This window comes from Nostoc sp. FACHB-152 (assembly GCF_014697475.1).
Lineage (GTDB): Bacteria > Cyanobacteriota > Cyanobacteriia > Cyanobacteriales > Nostocaceae > Nostoc_B.
The window spans coordinates 1-19,240 of record NZ_JACJRV010000047.1 but is presented as its reverse complement, the minus strand read 5'-3'; the positions used below and the strand labels follow the sequence as shown (position 1 = coordinate 19,240).

The window sequence follows — 19,240 nt, the reverse complement described above, 5'->3', positions numbered from 1 at the left end:
AAAAATTAAACACCATAAAGTTTTTAACTCTGTAACCTGTCCCCTGTCCCCTGTCCCCTGCTATAAACTGTTTTCCATATCACAACCTAAATTCTTATGTCCCTTCTTCCAGCAGATACACCTTTATATAATCATCCACTGCCCCAAATTGAGCAGTGGTTAAAAGACCAAGGCTGTCAACAAGATGAAACACAACTTCATTGCTGGCATTTACAAAGGCCTAGTTGGCAAGCTGAACTCTGGCTGGATATTGAACAAATCGTAGTTAGATATATAGAAGCTGGAGAAAATAGCCAAGATATCCAACGCTCATTTAAGTATTCCCTCAGCCGGGAAGATATAGAACAAGCTGTGTTTTCTGGCCCGTAAATTGGGGAGTTGGGAGTTGGGAGTGGTAAATATCCCTACTCCCTATTCCCCATTCCCAACTCCCTTTGTTACACCTTGCCAAATCTTCGCTCTCGTTGCTGATATGCACACAAAGCACGATGAAACTCAGTACGGTCAAAATCTGGCCAAAGAGTATCAGTAATATAGATTTCCCCGTAAGCCATTTGCCAGAGAAGGAAATTTGACAGACGCATTTCACCGCTAGTACGAATTAATAAATCGGGGTCAGCAATTCCAGCTGTGTACAGATGACTTTCAAATACCGTTTCATCAATTTCATCAGGTTTGAGGATACCTTGCTCGACTTTTTGAGCGATCGCGCGACAAGCTTGTAAAATTTCTTGCCGTCCTCCATAATTAGTTGCCACAGAAAACCGAATACTGCGATTATTCTTAGTAGCCTCCATTGAACGGGTAATTTCTTCTTGAAGCGAGCGCGGTAAAGCTTGCAAATTGCCGACAAACTGAATTTGCACATTTTCCTCAACCATTTCCCGTAGTTCCTGGCGTAAAACTACTTGAAATAGAGTCATCAAAAAATCTACTTCTTCCTGAGGTCTTTTCCAATTTTCTGTGGAAAAAGCATAAGCAGTAAGTGCCTGAATCCCCCAGTCTTTACAACAACGTAACAAATCTTTTAAAGCATCGACACCGCGCTTATGCCCCATAATTCGCGGTAAACCCTGACGTTTCGCCCATCGACCATTGCCATCCATAATCACTGCAACGTGTTTGGGTAGTAGTTCTTTTTTTAAGTCAGGGGGCAAATATTCCAAATCAGTGTGTTGTACAGTCATTTTTTATCTCGAGAAGCGGTCGATGGTAATCCGAGTAAACGTGAAACCAGTACTAGTGCCTTACTACCAATCTGACGCACCCAACTCAATAAACCCGGAGCTACGGCTTCCCGATCTACAGTTGGAGATAATCGAGCCTCTAAAGACTCTTTAAGTTTTCTAATTGTCAGTGGTCTATTTAGGGTTCCCCGTTCCGCTAAGGAAATAGAACCCGTCTCTTCCGATACAACCACACAAATACAATTTTCGACCCGTTCCGTAATCCCCATCGCGGCCCGATGGCGTGTACCCAACTGGCGCGAGGCTGTGCGTCCCGAAAGTGGTAAAATTATACCTGATGATACAATCCGTGAGCCACGAATCAAAGTCGCCCCATCGTGTAACAAAGTTTTCGGCTGAAAAATTGTTTGTATCAGTTCTTTAGAAACATCAGCATTCAGCTTAACTCCAGGCACAGAAAAGTCTCGCTCGTCAATTGGGCCAGTGGTTTCCAAAATTAGCAAAGCTCCGATTCGGTTTTTTGAAAGTTCTTTAACCGCTTCCACAATTTCATCAATCACACTATCAGATTTGGGGATTGTTAAATTGGAGGTTTGAAACAACTGACGTAATTCCCCACGTCCTAATTGTTCCAAAAATCGGCGAAACTCTGATTGTAACGCCACCGCCATCGCCACAGCACAACCAATCACTAATTTTTCTAAGACAAAATTTAGTAGTGGTAGACCCAAACTACCACTGAGTGCCGATGCCAGCATTAATATAATGAATCCACGCACCATCCACAATGTTCGGCGCTCATTAATAATAACTAGTATCATGTAAGTCAGCGCCAGCACCAATACAATATCCAGAGTCCTAAATAGCAAGGACTGCGACCATCCTAGGTTTGTCAGCCAATGCTTTGACCAATCTCTCATGACATCTGGATTTCTTTCTGTCTATAATACTTTTTTGTCAGAAGTCAATAGTCAATGGTCATTGGTTTTGACTATTGACTTCTGACTAATAACTAATGACTAATTTTTAGTCTTTCTGGTAGGCAATCTTGTCGAATCAAATCTTGATAAGTTTCGCGTTGCAAAATCAAATTCGCTTCGCTATTTGCGACTACGACTGCTGCGGGTCGGGGTAAGCGGTTGTAGTTAGATGCCATACTGTAATTGTAAGCACCCGTTGCCATAACTACGAGAATATCTCCTGATTCAGTTTTTGGCAGTTGGGCATTCTTAATTAGGATATCGCCTGATTCACAATGTTTACCAGCAATTGTAACTGTTTCACTTACAGGAGCAGACATTTTATTGGCAACTACGGCACGATAAACTGACTGGTAAGTAATTGGTCGGGGATTATCTGACATCCCGCCATCAACAGATACGTAGGTACGAATTTCTGGTACTACTTTTGTTGCGCCAATGGTATAAGCAGTGACACAAGATGTCGCAATCAGCGATCGCCCTGGTTCACATAATAGCTTTGGTAAAGGCAAGTTTTCCGCAGTACAAGTTTCTTGAATACCTTCGCAAATTACTTTTACCCATTCATCAATACTGGGTGGATCATCTGATTCTGTATAGCAAACCCCTAACCCACCACCTATATTTAGTTCAGTTAAGTTTAAACCGTACTTAGCAGTATCTCGGAACCACTGCACCATCACAGCCGCTAAATCTTGATGGGGTTGCAGTTCAAAAATTTGTGAACCAATGTGAGCGTGTAATCCTACGCAGTTTAGGGAAGGTTGCTTGCTAACAAAGGTAAATACTTCATCTAAGTCGTTAGGGTCAAAGCCAAATTTACTATCTAAGTGTCCCGTGCGGATATATTCGTGGGTGTGGCATTCAATACCAGGAGTTAACCGCAGCATAATCCGAATTGGCTGGCTGTTTTGGCTCAATGCCACCAATGTGTGCAATTCTTGCCAGTTATCCACGACAATCGTGACACCAGATGCAATCGCTAAAACTAGCTCTGACTGCGATTTATTATTGCCGTGTAGGTAAATTTTCTCAGGACTAACGCCAGCAGTTAAAGCGGTGTAAAGTTCGCCGCCAGAGACAACATCGATTCCTAAACCTTCAGAACCTGCGATCGCACAAACGGCTAAACAATTCCACGCCTTAGAAGCATACAATACTTGGGATTCACCTTTGTAGTATTGCTTAAAAGCATCTCGGTATTGCCGACAAGCCGAACGGAGTGTTTCTTCATCTAAAATATATAAAGGTGAACCAAACTGTTGAACTAGGGTTGTGACATCACACCCACCAATTTCCAAGCAATCATCACTATTAACTTTAGCTGTTAATGGTAATAGTTGCTGGTTAGGCGAAATAGTTGCGTTTGGGTTGAGCTTTTGAGATAAATACTGATTACCAGTAAGTTGAACCTCAGTGGGGTGAGTCGATACCATAACTATATAAATTGTCCTTGTACAAATTAAGGGCGCGAGGAAGTCTCCCGATTTTCAGTTTACAAAGGCCTTGTAATCTTATCCAAATAAATGTGATTTCATCAGACTTAAAATTGCGATCGCTCACAAAAGATGACCTGAGTGCAATCTTAGAACTAGATCGAGCTTGTTTTGGCGGACTTTGGACAATAGAAGGCTACCAACGAGAGTTGGACAGTCCTAACAGCGAATTACTGGGTTTGTTTTCGCCATTGTCTAGCATTAAACTTTTAGGTATGGGCTGCTTTTGGTCGATTTTAGACGAAGCCCACATCACAATATTGGCGATTCATCCCCAATACCACCGTCAAGGTTTGGGACAGGCTTTATTGTATGCTCTGTTGAAGACAGCTTGCGATCGCGGTTTAGAGCGTGCCACCCTCGAAGTCAGAGCTTCTAACGTTGCCGCTATATCCTTATATCAGAAATTTGGCTTTAAAACTGCTGGGCGGCGACGGGGTTATTACAAAGATAACGGCGAGGATGCCTTGATTCTTTGGCTATCAGATTTACAGTATCCACAGTTTCAAAAAACTTTAGATCATTGGCATACGACTGTTAGCAAACAGTTAAGCCAATTTTCTTGGCAGTTAATTAATTAGTTAACACGGGGATCAAGAGAGCAGAGGGGCAGAAGGGATAACTAATGACTATTAGCTATTGACCAATGACCAATAACAACATTTGAATCATTAGAATATTTAATCAATTTATTTTTTTATATTTGTAAATAAAATATTTTCATAAAAATTTTGACTTTGAGAGTCAAATTGTGCTAACAATTAGTATTTGTGACTGGTAAAATTAATATATGTTTACCAGCGGCTAAGTATTTACAATCCAAGCTCAAAAGCTAGTAAATTAAAGCTCCTCAACATAGTAGCCGCAGCAAAACTTATAAGTAGTTGATAACCTCATCCATCAATTTAAGTAATATTCTTTGGATGTCTATTATTTGTGATACAGACACCCAAAACCTTAGCCTGTGCTAAAATCAGCGTACCGGCACGACGCAGGTGATGGGAAAAATGCCATGTTTGAACGCTTCACAGAAAAAGCCATTAAGGTAATCATGCTGGCCCAAGAAGAGGCCCGCCGTTTAGGCCACAACTTTGTGGGAACCGAACAGATCCTCTTGGGTCTAATCGGGGAAGGCACAGGAGTTGCGGCCAAGGTGCTGAAATCAATGGGTGTCAATCTCAAAGATGCCCGTATTGAAGTAGAAAAAATCATAGGCCGGGGTTCAGGCTTTGTGGCCGTGGAAATTCCGTTTACGCCACGGGCAAAGCGGGTTCTAGAACTATCCCTAGAAGAAGCGCGCCAATTAGGGCATAACTACATTGGCACCGAGCATCTGCTGTTGGGCCTGATCCGGGAAGGGGAAGGTGTAGCAGCCAGGGTGCTAGAAAACCTTGGGGTGGATCTATCTAAGGTAAGAACCCAAGTCATCCGAATGCTGGGAGAAACAGCAGAGGTTTCGGCGACCGGGCAATCGGGACGCACGAAGACTCCTACCTTGGATGAATTCGGCTCGAACCTAACCCAGATGGCGACGGATAATAAACTTGATCCAGTCGTAGGACGCGCGAAAGAAATTGAGCGTGTAATCCAAATCTTGGGTCGCCGGACAAAAAATAACCCAGTGCTGATTGGTGAACCAGGGGTTGGTAAAACTGCGATCGCTGAAGGTTTAGCGAGCCGTATTGCCAACAAAGATGTCCCCGACATCCTGGAAGACAAACGCGTAGTCACACTAGATATCGGTTTGCTGGTAGCAGGTACCAAATATCGGGGTGAATTTGAAGAACGCCTCAAGAAAATCATGGATGAAATCCGCTCTGCGGGTAACGTCATTTTGGTGATTGACGAGGTACACACCCTAATTGGTGCAGGTGCAGCCGAAGGTGCCATCGACGCAGCCAACATCCTCAAACCAGCATTGGCTAGAGGTGAATTGCAATGTATCGGTGCAACCACCCTCGACGAATACCGCAAACATATCGAGCGCGATGCAGCCTTAGAACGCCGCTTCCAGCCAGTGATGGTAGGTGAACCGACAGTCGATGAAACTATAGAAATATTGCATGGATTGCGCGATCGCTACGAGCAACATCACAAGTTGAAAATTTCTGATGAAGCTTTAGTCGCAGCAGCGAAATTGTCTGACCGTTATATCAGCGATCGCTACTTGCCAGATAAAGCCATCGACTTGATTGATGAAGCAGGTTCGCGCGTGCGGTTAATCAACTCCCAACTGCCTCCCGCAGCCAAAGAGTTAGATAAAGAACTGCGCCAAATCTTAAAAGAAAAAGATGATGCAGTGCGTTCCCAAGACTTTGACAGAGCCGGGGAACTGCGCGATCGAGAAATGGAAATCAAAGCCGAAATCCGGGCGATCGCACAAAGCAAAACCAACGGTGCTAGCGGTGACGGCGTAGAACCCGTAGTTACCGAAGAAGACATTGCTCACATCGTCGCCTCCTGGACAGGTGTTCCGGTGAACAAACTCACCGAATCTGAATCCGAGAAGCTGCTGCACATGGAAGACACATTGCATCAGCGTTTAATCGGTCAAGAAGATGCTGTGAAAGCAGTTTCACGGGCAATTCGCCGCGCGCGTGTCGGTTTGAAGAACCCCAATCGACCAATTGCTAGCTTTGTGTTCTCCGGGCCGACTGGTGTAGGTAAAACAGAGTTGGCAAAATCCTTGGCTTCTTACTTCTTCGGTTCTGAAGAAGCAATGATCCGCCTGGATATGTCGGAATATATGGAACGTCACACCGTCAGCAAACTGATTGGTTCGCCTCCTGGTTATGTTGGTTATAACGAAGGCGGTCAATTAACCGAAGCTGTACGCCGTCGTCCATATACCGTGGTGCTATTCGACGAAATCGAAAAAGCCCACCCCGATGTCTTCAATATGCTGCTGCAAATTTTAGAAGACGGTCGGTTAACTGATGCCAAAGGTCGCACCGTTGACTTCAAGAACACCTTGCTGATTTTGACATCCAACATCGGTTCCAAGGTAATTGAAAAAGGCGGCGGCGGTATCGGCTTCGAGTTTGCCGAAGATCAAAGCGAATCGCAGTATAACCGTATTCGCTCCTTGGTCAACGAAGAACTGAAACAGTACTTCCGTCCAGAATTCCTCAACCGTCTAGATGAGATTATCGTCTTCCGTCAATTGAGCAAGGCCGAAGTTACCGAAATCGCCGACATCATGCTCAAAGAAGTGTTTGGTCGATTGACCGAAAAAGGCATAACCTTAGAAGTCACCGAACGCTTCAAAGACCGCCTCATCCAAGAAGGTTACAGCCCAAGCTACGGTGCAAGACCGTTACGCCGGGCAATTATGCGCTTGCTGGAAGATAGCCTAGCAGAAGAAATTCTGTCTGGTCGCATCAAAGATGGCGATATCGCCCTAGTTGATGTTGATGAAAACGGCAACGTGCAAGTTAGTTCTCAACAGCGCCGAGAATTAATGCCTCAAGGTGTTGAGTCGTAATTAAAGTTTGGGATTTGATTCTCAAATAAAAATTCAAAAACGGTAGAGAAATTTATCCTCTACCGTTTTTCTTTATTTGTTGCTATAGCTAGACTGTTATTCCCCTGAACCTTAGACGAAATCATAGATAACTATGACTCATATAACTCTACTGATTTTGGCTGCTTTACACTGTTTTGAGTTAGATATTTAGCTCTATCTTTTAGAATTTCTACTAATCCATAAATCTCATCTAGACTCGAAATGGATTTTTTAGCTTCTTTCCCATCCACATCAATAATGCCGATATATTTTTTACTTGACTTAAACCAGAGTCGGCAAACAGTTTTAGATACCTTATTATCAAGGTTAATTCCAAAATAGTTTTTTGTGCCTCTAAATTTAAGTTGGCTAATATCAATAACTTCTCGTAAAATAGCCTTAACAATTAAAAACCCTTGCATTTCTTCCTCTGTGATAGGAACTTCATTTCCAGATAAGGAAGAATCTGCTTCTATATCTACTTCTGTATCTTGATTAGCGGTAGATTGTGTTCCTGTAGTCATAGTATCAGGAAGATCAATAGCTGATTTTAATCTATCTGTGATTCGATCATTAATAAATTCCTTGAGAGAACGCTTTGTAATTTCTGTAAATTTATCTGTGACTGATACAGTTAATCTTCCTGTATATACTTGGCTAGCAAAAAATTTAACAAATTCCGGCGAGGGTTCAGTCAGCTGCTCTGCCATAAGTCGCTTAATCTCTTTTGTGTAAAGAAGATTTTTGGCAAAATCTGCCATCTGCTCAGGATTAAACGCTATTTTAGAAAACCGTTTAAGCTCATTCACCATAGATTCATTAAAATCCATCATGTTGAACTCAAAGAATGGTTTCTCATCCATAACATTAGTTTTCTCTGTATCAGTATAAAATCTATAGAGAATACCATTAGTTAAGATACCAAACTTAGCTTCTGTAGCGTGAAAGTATCTGTGTAATTGTGAGCTATGTTTTGGATGTTCTAGACTCGCACCACACCATTTACATTCAATAAGAATGATAGGAACACCATTCATGTTAATTGCATAATCTACTTTTTCTCCTTTTAAACCAGGTACATCAGCCGTAAACTCAGGGCAAACTTCTGTTGGATTAAAAACGTTATACCCTAGTGCATTAATGAAAGGCATTACAAAAGCGTTTTTGGTAGCTTCTTCAGTCAATACTTGCTCTTTTAGTTTTGGAATTTGCTGAGATACAGCTTTTATTTGATCAATAAAATCCATATTTTGTAATAGATGAGACTAGTTAAGATGTAATTGCAAGAAACTTATTTTTAATGGCTACATAAATAAGTTGCTGTGCATCCTAAATTACATCATCTCCGTAATTTTATCCCTGTGCCTCCGAATTTTTACGCTTATTAAGTGGGTGTTATTTTTAGAGAATTATCGTAAAATTACTTATAACCATAAAACTTATTATTATCACACTCAATTGTATTAGTTTCTAGCAAACAATTTTAAGTTTTCTAATCTAAGTTGTTAGGAAGTAAAAACCATGTTGAATTTAAACCTGATTCGGAACACCAAAGTTTATGAAGAAGCGTTTGAAAAAGGAGAAATACAAGCTAAGTTAAAAATGGTGCCACTTTTGCTAGAACTAGGGTTAAGTATTCAGCAAATAGCAGAAAGATTAAAGCTAGATACAGATGTGGTCACAGAAGCAGCAAGGAACTAGTCTTTCTCAGATGAGGAATGACTGTAAATTTATTGAGATATGTATAAATATTATGTTGCCTCCTTCATATGTTTTTTTTATTACTTTTTCAAAAGCAAAATTATGTTTATACTCAACAAATATATACTGTCAAATTTACATAAAGCCGACAAATGAAAACACTCATGAATTATCTACTTTTTTATTGATTTAAAAATTTTGCTTATTTTACATGGCAATACAAAAGCATCAAACTTGTAAATTTATATGTACTTGGGCTTGGAAAATATATAAATTTTAAGATTCAATCAACCGGAGGGTTTGAAGTTTAACCATAACATGGTGAATCTAGATACTGTAACGGCTATAGCTTTCATTGCAGAAGGTTCTTCTGTCCGTTACTTGTTGCGACAATATATAAATGCTCAAAAAATGCTAATGACTCAAACTGCTTTTGGTGAGTTCACTAATATAGTCAAAAGTATTGGTGGAATATTAGAACAGGATAGAGCTAGAAGATTTTTGCAAAAAGTAACCATAATTCCAGATAACCCATCACCTAGAGCCTTAAACCTACAGCCAACAAGAAGGTTAGGAATAAGCGATATTATTATTTTAGGTACAGGTGATCAATTAGGTATTGTGACCACAACAGCAGATACAAAAGCTGTTAGAGCCGCTTCTGCTCAAGGCGTGGATTTTCTCGTATATATTCATCCACCTTTTCCGTTAACTGGTAATTAATTATGCAAATAACTATTCCGCCCCATCTACAAAGCACCTATAGATTAATTCAATGTGCTTTTCCTAATGGAATTGAAGAAGAAAATTATGAAGTCCTTTTAGCATTACTAAGTGAGGAAATGTCAGATAGAAACGTAGCCGAAGTTATCGCCTACTACATTGGTAAAGACTATAGTGTGGTACTCAATGATGTATACCGAGTACAGTCAGTTGATATTCCCAAAGCTGAAGATATTACTAAGTTAAAACAACTTTTAGTTAATTGCGGCTATCAAAAGTGGATTGACGAATAGTTAATGAACTATCATAACTGGAGCGATCGCACCAATATTCTTGCTAAGATAAACACCAAAAGATAAACAAAATTAAAGCAACTATGACTAATACAAAACCCGTGCGCCGCCGTCAACTAGGAAGAATCTTTCCAGAGTTTACAATACCACCAGAAGAATTAGCTAAACGGAAAGCAGAAAATAATGCTCGTGGACAAAAAGCTCGTGTTATTTTTGATCAAGTTTGTCCGCAATTAATAGATGAACATTACAACTGTTTTATTGTGATTGAACCAAACAGTGGTGATTATTTTATTGATCTAGATGAAAATATTGCTGACAAAAAAGCACGCCAAAAATATCCTACTGGTTGGCTTGTTACGTTCCGTCTCAATGAAACAGGTACTTGTGGACGGATATGATTTTGGGGAGATTTGGTGAGATTGGAGAGCTAATTTTCGATGTAGAGATAATTTCGTTTGATGGAGACAACTACCCTATCGAGGTTTTATTAGACACAGGATTTACCTCTGGCTGGTTGGCACTTGATATACAAGATGCTGAAAGTATAGGATGGCCTTTAATTCAACGTAATAGCATTATGCAAATGGCAAGAGGAGAAGCTTTCTTCAATATATATGAAGGCAAAATAAGTTTGGATGAACAGGACTACATTATTCCTGTTTTAGCTAGTGATGGCATACCTGAACCTCTTTTAGGTCTACAGTGGTTGAGAATTTTGCCTTTATCTGTAAATTTTTCAGCAGGAATCTTGAGTTTAGGGTGAAGGTAACTAATTTGGGTGCGGAAGGTGGGTTATAACTAATACATTTTCTGTCCTTTGCGCCTATGCTTGGGCTAATTTCCCAATTAAAAACTTGCCTTAGAAGCATTACACTCCCAAGGCAAGCCAACTCTTTAATTTTTTAATCCGCGCTCTCTGCGCCTCTGCGGTTCGTTAAAGTTGCTTTACTTCAGAAACTAACTTCGCAACCATATCTTTCGCACTACCAAACAACATTGTGGTTTTATCTTTGTAGAACAACTCATTATCTACACCAGCAAAACCTGCACTCATACCGCGCTTAATTACAATTGTGTGCTTGGCTTTATCTACTTCCAAAATCGGCATCCCATAAATTGGGCTATTAGTATCGCTACGCGCCGCAGGGTTTACCACATCATTAGCCCCAATTACTAAAGCTACATCTGCCTGTTCTAATTGAGGATTAATATCATCCATGTCATACAACTGGGTATAAGGTACATTTGCCTCAGCCAGCAAGACGTTCATGTGTCCAGGCATTCTCCCAGCTACAGGGTGAATAGCATACTTAACATCTACACCCATGCGTTCTAGTTGATCTGCCAATTCTCTTACGCTGTGTTGCGCTTGGGCAACTGCCATACCGTAACCCGGTACAATCACCACGCTACGCGCATAACCCAACATCATCGCGCCTTCTTCGGGATCAATGCTGCGAACACTTTGATCGGTTGTACTACTACCAGCAGCACCGCCGCCAGTTGCACTCACTGAACCAAAAGCACTGAACAGCACGCTGAATAGAGAACGGTTCATTGCCTTACACATAATCTCGGTGAGGATGATCCCGGAAGCTCCTACTAATGCGCCAGCGATGATTAACATATTGTTCATCACCACAAACCCAGCGGCGGCGGCGGCGATCCCCGATAAGGAGTTTAACAGCGAAATGACTACAGGCATATCGCCACCACCAATCGGGATGACGAACATCACACCCAGCACCAAGGAAACTGCAACTACTGCCAAGAATATAGGTAAGCTATCTGGTGTGACGATTAAGTAAGCACTACCAGCTAGATAAGCACCCAGCAGTAACAGGTTAAATGGTTGTTGAAATGGAAATGTAATTGGGGAACCGCTAATTAAACCTTGTAACTTAGCAAAGGCTAGAAAACTACCTGTGAAGGTGACACCACCAATTAACACATCCAACAACATGGAAATGTTGACATCCAGGGGTATGGGTTGAGAACTATCTAACAACCGCCAAAATTCTGCAACGGCAACTAGTGCGGAAGCTGCACCGCCCAAACCATTTAGTAAACCAACCATTTGGGGCATTTCTGTCATCTGGACTTTGTAGGCTGCGATCGCACCAATCGCCGAACCAATTGCCAAGCCTAACAAAATCATTTCGTAGTTTAATACGTGTTGATCCAGCATGGTGGCGACAATTGCCAACAGCATTCCTACTGCTGCAATCACATTCCCATTCCGCGCTGTCGCCGGTGATCCCAGCTTTTTCAAACCCAAAATGAATAAAGATGCAGCGACTAAATACGTCAGCTGAATCCCAGTTGGTAAAAAGTCGCTCACGCCTTAATCTCCTTTTTCTTAAACATTTGCAACATCCTATCGGTGACTAAAAATCCACCGACGACGTTAACTGTGGCTAACACCACCGAAATCAAACCGAGAATTACCGAGATATTTGTTTCTCTAGCACCCGCAGCCACAATCGCTCCAAGTACTGCAATACCAGAAATCGCGTTTGAGCCTGACATTAAAGGTGTGTGCAGCGTCGGTGGCACTTTATTGATGACTTCAAAGCCAATAAAAGATGCCAACACAAATACAAACAAAGCTGCAAGTAATGCGTCTGTCATGTTGAAAAACTCCTTATGTGAGAGGTTAGAGGCTAGATGTAGATTAAAAAACTAGTTCTAAAGTTATGGGCAGATTCAAGCACAATTTGCTTATTTCTAGCCCATAGTCCCTAGCCTCTAATCCCTAGTCCCTAGTCCCTAGTCCCTAACCTCTAATTAACTGCTGGTTGTTGAATATTGATAGCTTGTAACGCATCCTTGACTCGTTGATTGCGAATTTCACCTGCATGGGTAATGCAAGCTGCATCGATGATGTCGTCGGCAAAGTCTACTTGCAAAGCTTTTTCTTTGTTAATTAATAGTTGCAGTAAAGATGTCAGGTTCTTGGAATACAATTGGCTAGCGTGGACTGGCATAGATGAAGGTAGATTAATCGGGCCAATAATCGTTACACCATTCCAAACAATATCTTTGCCGGGTTCTGTGCAAGCGCAGTTACCACCTTGTTCAGCAGCTAAATCGACAATTACTGAACCTGGTTTCATCTGAGCTACCATTTCTTCTGTAACTAGTCTTGGTGCTTGTCTTCCAGGAACTTGGGCGGTAGTAATTACCACATCAGCGTTTTTGACGTGTTCAGCGACAACTTCTTGGGTGCGTTGTTTGCTAGCTTCAGAAATTTCTTTGGCGTAACCACCTGCTGCGGTGGTTTCTTCGTCTAGTGTGACTTCAACAAATTTTGCGCCTAAACTTTGGACTTCTTCTTTAACGGCGGGACGAATATCAAAGGCTTCTACTACTGCTCCCAAGCGTCTAGCTGTGGCGATCGCTTGCAGTCCTGCAACACCTGCACCCATAATAAATACTTTAGCTGGGGCAATTGTACCTGCTGCTGTTGTTAACATCGGGAAGTATTTTGGTAATGCGGCGGCGGCAATTAATACAGCTTTGTAACCTGCTAATGATGCTTGTGAAGAGAGTGCATCCATGCTTTGCGCTCTGGTGGTGCGGGGAATTAATTCCATGCTCAAAGCTGTAACTTTACGGTTAGCTAACTGCTGCGCTACTACCGGATTTCCTAAAGGATTCAGAAAGCTAATTAAGACAGATCCTTCTCTTAGTAAATCAATTTCAGAACGTCCATCTTCTCGCTCTTGCGGTGGACTTACTTTAAGTAAAATATCTGCTTGATTCCATAATTGAGCAGCATCACTAATAATTGTTGCTCCTGCTGCTTCATAGTCAGAATCGCTAAAAAATGATCGCTCTCCTGCACCTTTTTCTACCCATATCTCTAAACCCTGTTTTACTAATCGGGCAACGGTGTCAGGATTTAATGCCACACGACGTTCACAAACTTCTATTTCTTTAGCAACTGCTATTCTCATGAAATCTCCTAAAGATAAATACTTACATATCTGCAAAATTTGCAATTTTCCTTGGTTTAGGAATTTTCCACGCTGATAGTGGATCTGCACTTATTGCAGCGCGATCGCGCTTTGCTTGTAGATTGAACCTTGACCTTGATATTTCCTACTCTTGCTGATGCAGACAAAGCCTAACTTTGCTTTTTGGATTTGGTCACGCTTACTGATAGTGACCCATAGGTTCACATACTGCCAATCCTAGGTTGATTCTTTAGTGTAGGTCTTTGTCTTTAGCTTGTTTTCGGAATTTGAAAATTTTGCCTTACTTACATATTGCAATATTGTAAAAGTTTGAAAGCTTAATAATTTTAGGTAATTTTTAAAGATTACTCTTTTTGTAATGCCACCTTATTTTTCTCAATCTAGCTTAATTTCCTTGGCGATCGCTAATAGCCTGGATCAATTTTTATGACAAAGACATCAAAATTAGATACACTTGTACATATTTAGTAATATATTCACCTTTTTTTAGACAGCAAGCAGAAAAATACAAAATTCAAAAGCTTAATTTTTTAGCAAATAGTGACAGTAAATTTCAGCGATTTTTTGAGTTGAGACTCGATTATTTTATGAGTGACGGCACTTTTTGTTTTAAGTTATCGTCCAATGTCAAGAATTCAGTAGTAAAGTTTAGTTAAGAATACTAAACTTAGGTGTTTACATAAATAAAGCTATATCTGGTAGAGGAGCTTAACTATGCAACGTTTACTTGGGGGCAATTCTGAGCGACGTAAGCCACACTTGGCAGTATTTACGGCTTTAGTAGTAAGTAGCTGTCTGCTGACTGGCTTGACTACTACAGCTTTAGGTCAAAGCTTACCTGGACTCACACTATTTAGCGGTGTCAAATCAGAAAATCAGCTACCCTTCCGCTTAGATTTTGGTGGACAGACTAACAGTAGAGATAGATATATTCTAAAAATTCCCCAACAAAAGATGAAATTGGCAGTTGCTCAATTTGCCATTACCTATCCTAAATACTACAAAGGAAGTTTTGATCCTAAAAAAATAGAAGTCCGAGTGAAAGGCAAAAAAGTACCCCTTTCAGAAGTTAAATGGGATAAAGAAGGTCGAGTAATTGAAATATTTCCTCAAGAACCTGTCCCAGCAGGCAGTAGAGTCGATTTAGTGTTATCTAACGTGCAGAATCCATCCTTTGGTGGCGTTTACTATTTCAACTGTCAAGTTCTTTCGCCTGGCGATGTGCCACTATTGCGTTATTTGGGATCTTGGATTTTGAGTATCAGTTGAATCAAGCGTCAACGGTCAATAGTTAATAGAATTAATTTTATGGACTCTTGACTATAGACGATGGTAAGATTATAGATTGTGACTTTTTATCATAATCGCCTTAGAGGACAACAGTATGAAAAGAACGCTAGGCGGCACTTGCCGTAAGAGAAAAAGAACCTCAGGATTTCGTGCCAGAATGCGGACACCAGATGGCAGAAATGTAATTAGGGCTAGAAGAAGAAAAGGCCGTCATCGTTTGAGCGTTTAGAGCATTTTCAGCAACCAGAGCAGCTGTGGCTTTGCCTAAGGCGAATAGACTCAAATCTCGTCAAGATTTTCAGGCAGTTTTCCGAGAAGGAATTCGGCGGCAGAGTTCTCATTTCACATTGAGAGCTTTACGACCAAAGTTTTCCGAAGATCTTTCTTTGGATGCTGCCACAACTACACTAGCAACTAATTCCAAAGTTGTTAGTACAAAAATTGGTATATCAATCAGCACGAAAGTCAGTAAAAAGGCAGTAGTGCGTAACCGAATTAAGCGTCAAATGACAGCAGCTTTGCATCAGTTGTTGCCAAAATTAGCACCAGGATGGCGGTTAGTATTTGTTGTAAAACCAACAGCAGCAGAACAAGAGTGCGGAAGCCAACAATTTCTGCAAGAATTAAAGCAGTTGTTGGCACAAACTGAGGTATTAAATGGGCATTCGTGAAGAAGTTTATTATGAAGGCGGGCCACACATTGGGGACTTAATTCTCAATTTACTGCTTGGACTAACTGTTGTGGCTATTCCCTTAACAATTGGGGCAATTGTCAGAGCATTGTGGCTACGTTATCGCATTACAGACCGCAGGATTTCCGTAACTGGGGGTTGGATGGGACGCGATCGCACTGACATTATCTATTCAGAAATTGTCAACATCGTTAAAGTTCCCCGTGGCATAGGCATCTGGGGCGATATGGTAGTCACCCTCAGAAATGGCAGTCGTTTAGAAATGCGGGCAATTCCCAAGTTTCGTGAAGTATATGACTACATCACTGAAAGAATCACCACTAAAAACCCCACCTACACTGGTGCTAAATAAAAAATGGGAAGTAGGGAATAGGGAGTAGGAAGTAGGGAATTCTGTATAAGATAAAAAATTCAAAACTTCCCACTTATCAAAAACTCATACCATTCCCTACACATCACTCCCCACTCCCAACTTTCGCCCTGGTGCGGCTATCCGTAGCGAGATATAGTCGCAGCCGAATCACGATTTAGATAAATTAGATTCAGTTAAATTTACAGTACCTCAGGTTGAATTCAGAATAATGGATTTTGGTATCGGGTTCCTCTCAAACAACGTAATGTTGCCAATCATAGACTTTTTCTACGGCATTTTGCCGAGCTATGGATTGGCGATCGTTGCCTTGACATTGATAGTCCGCTTTGCGCTCTATCCCCTGAGTGCTGGTTCAATCCGCAATATGCGGCGGATGCGAATTGTGCAACCTCTGATGCAAAAGCGGATGGCAGAAATCAAAGAGCGTTATAAGGACGACCCGCAAAAGCAGCAAGAAGAAATGATGAACGTCCAAAAGGAGTTTGGCAACCCCTTAGCAGGATGTTTGCCACTGCTTTTGCAAATGCCTGTATTGTTAGCTCTGTTTGCCACTTTACGGGGATCACCTTTTGCTGGAGTTAACTACTCTGTTAACCTGCAAATCTTTCCTGCTGAACAAATTGAAAGAATTCAACCCCAAGCTTTTGCTACTGCCCCCCAAAACATTTATGTTGCTGATGGGGAACACCATAAAGTAACTGCTATCCTCCCTGGTGGTAACAAACTATCAGTGGGAGAAAAAACAAAAATACAATATCAGACATTAGAAGGTAAACCTTTTGATGTCTTATTAACCGAACACCCAGAAACAAAGCTAACTCCCGAATGGAAAATTACCAAAGGTGAAGAAAGAATCAAAATCGATGCCCAAGGTAATATTGAAGCCTTGCAGCCAGGAGATGTCACCCTTCAAGGTACAATTCCCGGACTGGCAGCAGATAAAGGATTCCTCTTCATTGATGCTTTAGGCAGAGTTGGTGCAATTGATCCCGACGGTACTATCCACTGGGATATCGTTGCTATGGTGATTTTCTTTGGGATCAGTCTTTACGTTAGCCAAATACTTTCTGGGCAGAACTCCAGTGGCGGCAACCCACAACAGGATACAGTCAACAAAATTACCCCAGTTATTTTTTCTGGGATGTTTTTGTTCTTCCCCTTACCGGCTGGGGTGCTGATGTATATGGTAATTGGTAATATTTTCCAGACTTTGCAAACTTATCTGCTCTCCCGCGAACCCTTACCAGAGGAATTACAAAAAATTGTAGCTACGCAGGAGAAAGAAGCAGTCACCGAACAAAAGTCATTACCTTTTGAGCCAAAAAGTTCTAAGAAAAAGGCTACAGGTTAATAGATGAGTAATAGTTCCATGCAGCGAGGTCAGCAGTGGTTAAAATCACTGCTAGAACTCACTGGTGTCTCTGCTGATATCCGGGGCAATTTAGAAATAGCCCAGTTTCAAGATGAAGATTCCCCAGAACCAGATAATTACTGGTTGACGATTGACGAAACCAACTTAACACCAACGCAAATCCAAATTTTCATTGGTGCTGATGGTTCTGTACTAGATGCGATTCAGTATCTCGCAAATTCTGTTCTTAACCTGAACCAACCACAGGAAGAGCAAGCATCTTATACCATTGAGTTGAATGGTTATCGGGTGAGAAGAGAAGCAGAAATTCGTGCCTTAGCTGAAGATGCAGCCAATGAAGTACGTACTTCCGGTAGAGAAGTGGAAATAAAATCCCTCAGTTCAGCTGAACGACGGCAAATCCATACCTTCTTGAAGGAATTTTCTGATTTGGAAACATTCAGTCGCGGCAAAGAACCACATCGTCATCTAGTTGTTCGTTCGGCTCTGAAATTATGAAAGCTCACCCAGTCAATAATTTCGACTGCTCCAAGAGCTAAAATAGATATCTAACTTCAGCAATTTTGCTGATTTGTAACATCAGTTTTCGTGAGGATGCCTCACAAATCCTATGGACGCAATTTTTATTCCGCAGCTAACCAAAGCCCCGGAGCGGACAGAGGAAATTCAAGTGACAGAGTTTCTGCCCGGACTGGAAACATTGACACCCGTTCGCGGTCGCTTACGTGTTCAACATCACGGTAACTACCTAGAAGTTACTGGCAAGGCAGAAACAATCATTACTTGTACTTGTAACCGCTGTTTGCAGCAGTACAATCACAGATTGGCGCTAAACACCAAAGAAGTTATTTGGTTGGATGAAGATGCAAGTCAAGCACAAGACTTGCCTTTAGAGCGAGAAGTGGCTATGGAAGATTTGGTAGAAACTATCTCACCCAATGGCTATTTTTATCCTAGCGAATGGTTGTACGAGCAAATGTGTTTAGAAATACCTCAGCGTCAGCTGTGTGACCTTAATTGCCCAGGTATTTTGAGCAGTGCTAATGATATTTCAGATAAGCCTGTTGATAACCGTTGGGCTGGGTTGGAAGCGTTAAAAAAACAGCTTCCGGGATAAGCTTTGGTAATAAATCACAGCATCAACAATAAGAAGCATAGAACCCAACAACTTTATCAATGTTGGGTTTAGCTGTTTTTAAAGTAAAATTCACAAGCTTCTTTACAAAGGGTAAAACCTTGTAACTTGTCTCATCTCTGCATTTATGGCTTAAGAAAGCTATTATGAGCTATTTTTTAAACCTATACACAGGTTTGTTGCATAAATCTCTAACTATTGTCAGAGTTACTAGCTGTAAGTCTCAAATATTATAAATTAACAGAATTTCTGTAAACAGATGCTCTCTTAGCAAAGGGAGCATCTGTATCCTTAATGATTTACGTCATTGGTAGTTGTAATGAGAGGAGGGCAAACAGCAACATCTACACTCAAGATATTTTGTCCAAAATAAACATTTGAAAGTTTATGAAAACTTGGTTTTTCATTCTATAGAACCCATTTGACATCTTAGGAAGAACCTGCAAGCCTCTTAATCATGAGCCTGATGAAGCAGAGGTTGAGTTTGGCAGTGGCACTAGCTAGAGTTCG

Annotated in this window: 23 protein-coding genes; 15 read left to right on the top strand and 8 right to left on the bottom strand. The window is 41.2% G+C overall.

Going from position 1 to position 19,240, the window contains the following annotated elements; genetic code table 11:
- The first annotated feature begins 96 nt into the window (after positions 1-96).
- Complete coding sequence (locus tag H6G76_RS23945; protein ID WP_190706542.1) at positions 97-369, top strand: DUF3143 domain-containing protein; 273 nt, start codon at positions 97-99, stop codon at positions 367-369.
- Positions 370-437: 68 nt separating this feature from the next.
- Here the strand turns inward: H6G76_RS23945 and uppS are convergent, their stop codons facing one another.
- From uppS to lysA, 3 genes are all read right to left on the bottom strand, one after another.
- A complete protein-coding gene (uppS, locus tag H6G76_RS23940) occupies positions 438-1,187 on the bottom strand; it encodes a polyprenyl diphosphate synthase (protein WP_190706539.1) in 750 nt (249 codons plus the stop codon).
- Positions 1,184-2,107 carry a diadenylate cyclase CdaA gene (gene cdaA / locus H6G76_RS23935; RefSeq protein WP_190706536.1) on the bottom strand — a complete coding sequence of 308 codons (924 nt, stop codon included), beginning with the start codon at positions 2,105-2,107 and terminating at the stop codon, positions 1,184-1,186. Before cdaA ends, uppS begins: the two co-directional genes overlap by 4 nt.
- A gap of 92 nt (positions 2,108-2,199) precedes the next feature.
- Entirely contained in the window at positions 2,200-3,603 is a 1,404-nt protein-coding gene (gene lysA / locus H6G76_RS23930; RefSeq protein ID WP_190706533.1) for a diaminopimelate decarboxylase, read from the bottom strand.
- A 92-nt stretch (positions 3,604-3,695) separates the two neighbouring features.
- On the opposite strand from lysA, the gene rimI reads away from it, so the two are divergent.
- On the top strand, positions 3,696-4,244 hold the full coding sequence (gene rimI / locus H6G76_RS23925) for a ribosomal protein S18-alanine N-acetyltransferase (protein ID WP_190706531.1): 549 nt from the start codon (positions 3,696-3,698) through the stop codon (positions 4,242-4,244).
- A 431-nt stretch (positions 4,245-4,675) separates the two neighbouring features.
- Positions 4,676-7,147, top strand: coding sequence for an ATP-dependent Clp protease ATP-binding subunit (locus H6G76_RS23920; RefSeq protein WP_190706629.1), 2,472 nt, complete (start codon positions 4,676-4,678; stop codon positions 7,145-7,147).
- A 131-nt stretch (positions 7,148-7,278) separates the two neighbouring features.
- On the opposite strand, the gene H6G76_RS23915 is transcribed toward H6G76_RS23920, so the two are convergent.
- On the bottom strand, positions 7,279-8,415 hold the full coding sequence (locus H6G76_RS23915; protein WP_190706527.1) for a type I restriction endonuclease: 1,137 nt from the start codon (positions 8,413-8,415) through the stop codon (positions 7,279-7,281).
- A gap of 274 nt (positions 8,416-8,689) precedes the next feature.
- Between H6G76_RS23915 and H6G76_RS23910 the strand changes: the two genes are divergently transcribed.
- The 5 genes from H6G76_RS23910 (at position 8,690) to H6G76_RS23890 (ending at position 10,651) form a co-directional block, all read left to right on the top strand.
- Entirely contained in the window at positions 8,690-8,869 is a 180-nt protein-coding gene (locus H6G76_RS23910) for a hypothetical protein (RefSeq protein ID WP_190706525.1), read from the top strand.
- A 318-nt stretch (positions 8,870-9,187) separates the two neighbouring features.
- Positions 9,188-9,592: a DUF1308 domain-containing protein gene (locus H6G76_RS23905; RefSeq protein WP_190706522.1), complete on the top strand. Its 405-nt coding sequence runs from the start codon at positions 9,188-9,190 to the stop codon at positions 9,590-9,592.
- Positions 9,593-9,594: 2 nt separating this feature from the next.
- Positions 9,595-9,885, top strand: coding sequence for a DUF3349 domain-containing protein (locus H6G76_RS23900; RefSeq protein ID WP_190706520.1), 291 nt, complete (start codon positions 9,595-9,597; stop codon positions 9,883-9,885).
- 83 nt (positions 9,886-9,968) lie between these two features.
- The gene (locus tag H6G76_RS23895) at positions 9,969-10,286 is read left to right on the top strand and encodes a hypothetical protein (RefSeq protein WP_190706517.1); all 318 of its coding nucleotides are present in this window, start codon (positions 9,969-9,971) and stop codon (positions 10,284-10,286) included.
- The gene (locus H6G76_RS23890; protein ID WP_190706514.1) at positions 10,283-10,651 is read left to right on the top strand and encodes an aspartyl protease; all 369 of its coding nucleotides are present in this window, start codon (positions 10,283-10,285) and stop codon (positions 10,649-10,651) included. The genes H6G76_RS23895 and H6G76_RS23890 overlap by 4 nt, the downstream gene beginning before the upstream one ends.
- 171 nt (positions 10,652-10,822) lie before the next feature.
- Here the strand turns inward: H6G76_RS23890 and H6G76_RS23885 are convergent, their stop codons facing one another.
- From H6G76_RS23885 to H6G76_RS37805, 4 genes are all read right to left on the bottom strand, one after another.
- Complete coding sequence (locus tag H6G76_RS23885) at positions 10,823-12,229, bottom strand: NAD(P)(+) transhydrogenase (Re/Si-specific) subunit beta (RefSeq protein ID WP_190706511.1); 1,407 nt, start codon at positions 12,227-12,229, stop codon at positions 10,823-10,825.
- Entirely contained in the window at positions 12,226-12,519 is a 294-nt protein-coding gene (locus H6G76_RS23880; protein ID WP_190706507.1) for an NAD(P) transhydrogenase subunit alpha, read from the bottom strand. Before H6G76_RS23880 ends, H6G76_RS23885 begins: the two co-directional genes overlap by 4 nt.
- Before the next feature lie 152 nt (positions 12,520-12,671).
- Entirely contained in the window at positions 12,672-13,847 is a 1,176-nt protein-coding gene (locus tag H6G76_RS23875; RefSeq protein WP_190706504.1) for a Re/Si-specific NAD(P)(+) transhydrogenase subunit alpha, read from the bottom strand.
- Positions 13,848-13,937: 90 nt separating this feature from the next.
- Positions 13,938-14,072, bottom strand: coding sequence for a hypothetical protein (locus H6G76_RS37805; protein WP_277883125.1), 135 nt, complete (start codon positions 14,070-14,072; stop codon positions 13,938-13,940).
- Positions 14,073-14,582: 510 nt separating this feature from the next.
- On the opposite strand from H6G76_RS37805, the gene H6G76_RS23870 reads away from it, so the two are divergent.
- The 7 genes from H6G76_RS23870 to H6G76_RS23840 all read left to right on the top strand — a co-directional run bounded on the left by H6G76_RS23870 (position 14,583) and on the right by H6G76_RS23840 (position 18,712).
- Positions 14,583-15,137 (top strand): DUF2808 domain-containing protein, encoded by a 555-nt coding sequence (locus H6G76_RS23870; RefSeq protein WP_190706501.1) that lies wholly within the window; start codon positions 14,583-14,585, stop codon positions 15,135-15,137.
- 115 nt (positions 15,138-15,252) lie between these two features.
- The gene (gene rpmH / locus H6G76_RS23865; RefSeq protein ID WP_190691740.1) at positions 15,253-15,387 is read left to right on the top strand and encodes a 50S ribosomal protein L34; all 135 of its coding nucleotides are present in this window, start codon (positions 15,253-15,255) and stop codon (positions 15,385-15,387) included.
- Between the two features lie 25 nt (positions 15,388-15,412).
- Entirely contained in the window at positions 15,413-15,829 is a 417-nt protein-coding gene (rnpA, locus tag H6G76_RS23860) for a ribonuclease P protein component (protein WP_190706499.1), read from the top strand.
- Entirely contained in the window at positions 15,816-16,202 is a 387-nt protein-coding gene (locus H6G76_RS23855; RefSeq protein WP_190706497.1) for a PH domain-containing protein, read from the top strand. Before rnpA ends, H6G76_RS23855 begins: the two co-directional genes overlap by 14 nt.
- Positions 16,203-16,431: 229 nt before the next feature.
- On the top strand, positions 16,432-17,574 hold the full coding sequence (gene yidC, locus H6G76_RS23850) for a membrane protein insertase YidC (RefSeq protein WP_190706495.1): 1,143 nt from the start codon (positions 16,432-16,434) through the stop codon (positions 17,572-17,574).
- Positions 17,575-17,577: 3 nt separating this feature from the next.
- Positions 17,578-18,093, top strand: coding sequence for a R3H domain-containing nucleic acid-binding protein (locus tag H6G76_RS23845; protein WP_190706492.1), 516 nt, complete (start codon positions 17,578-17,580; stop codon positions 18,091-18,093).
- Between the two features lie 112 nt (positions 18,094-18,205).
- A complete protein-coding gene (locus H6G76_RS23840) occupies positions 18,206-18,712 on the top strand; it encodes a DUF177 domain-containing protein (protein WP_190706489.1) in 507 nt (168 codons plus the stop codon).
- The last annotated feature ends 528 nt before the right edge of the window (positions 18,713-19,240 follow it).

What these genes read in the sequence shown, in the direction of transcription:
- H6G76_RS23840 (WP_190706489.1), top strand. Translation starts at nt 18,206, where the DNA reads ATGGACGCAATTTTTATTCCGCAGCTAACCAAAGCCCCGGAGCGGACA.
- rpmH (WP_190691740.1), top strand. Translation starts at nt 15,253, where the DNA reads ATGAAAAGAACGCTAGGCGGCACTTGCCGTAAGAGAAAAAGAACCTCA.
- H6G76_RS23855 (WP_190706497.1), top strand. Translation starts at nt 15,816, where the DNA reads ATGGGCATTCGTGAAGAAGTTTATTATGAAGGCGGGCCACACATTGGG.
- H6G76_RS23870 (WP_190706501.1), top strand. Translation starts at nt 14,583, where the DNA reads ATGCAACGTTTACTTGGGGGCAATTCTGAGCGACGTAAGCCACACTTG.
- H6G76_RS23845 (WP_190706492.1), top strand. Translation starts at nt 17,578, where the DNA reads ATGAGTAATAGTTCCATGCAGCGAGGTCAGCAGTGGTTAAAATCACTG.
- H6G76_RS23945 (WP_190706542.1), top strand. Translation starts at nt 97, where the DNA reads ATGTCCCTTCTTCCAGCAGATACACCTTTATATAATCATCCACTGCCC.
- H6G76_RS23890 (WP_190706514.1), top strand. Translation starts at nt 10,283, where the DNA reads ATGATTTTGGGGAGATTTGGTGAGATTGGAGAGCTAATTTTCGATGTA.
- H6G76_RS23895 (WP_190706517.1), top strand. Translation starts at nt 9,969, where the DNA reads ATGACTAATACAAAACCCGTGCGCCGCCGTCAACTAGGAAGAATCTTT.
- H6G76_RS23910 (WP_190706525.1), top strand. Translation starts at nt 8,690, where the DNA reads ATGTTGAATTTAAACCTGATTCGGAACACCAAAGTTTATGAAGAAGCG.
- H6G76_RS23880 (WP_190706507.1), bottom strand. Translation starts at nt 12,519, where the DNA reads ATGACAGACGCATTACTTGCAGCTTTGTTTGTATTTGTGTTGGCATCT.
- lysA (WP_190706533.1), bottom strand. Translation starts at nt 3,603, where the DNA reads ATGGTATCGACTCACCCCACTGAGGTTCAACTTACTGGTAATCAGTAT.
- H6G76_RS23915 (WP_190706527.1), bottom strand. Translation starts at nt 8,415, where the DNA reads ATGGATTTTATTGATCAAATAAAAGCTGTATCTCAGCAAATTCCAAAA.
- cdaA (WP_190706536.1), bottom strand. Translation starts at nt 2,107, where the DNA reads ATGAGAGATTGGTCAAAGCATTGGCTGACAAACCTAGGATGGTCGCAG.
- H6G76_RS23920 (WP_190706629.1), top strand. Translation starts at nt 4,676, where the DNA reads ATGTTTGAACGCTTCACAGAAAAAGCCATTAAGGTAATCATGCTGGCC.
- uppS (WP_190706539.1), bottom strand. Translation starts at nt 1,187, where the DNA reads ATGACTGTACAACACACTGATTTGGAATATTTGCCCCCTGACTTAAAA.
- H6G76_RS23900 (WP_190706520.1), top strand. Translation starts at nt 9,595, where the DNA reads ATGCAAATAACTATTCCGCCCCATCTACAAAGCACCTATAGATTAATT.
- H6G76_RS23875 (WP_190706504.1), bottom strand. Translation starts at nt 13,847, where the DNA reads ATGAGAATAGCAGTTGCTAAAGAAATAGAAGTTTGTGAACGTCGTGTG.
- yidC (WP_190706495.1), top strand. Translation starts at nt 16,432, where the DNA reads ATGGATTTTGGTATCGGGTTCCTCTCAAACAACGTAATGTTGCCAATC.
- H6G76_RS23905 (WP_190706522.1), top strand. Translation starts at nt 9,188, where the DNA reads ATGGTGAATCTAGATACTGTAACGGCTATAGCTTTCATTGCAGAAGGT.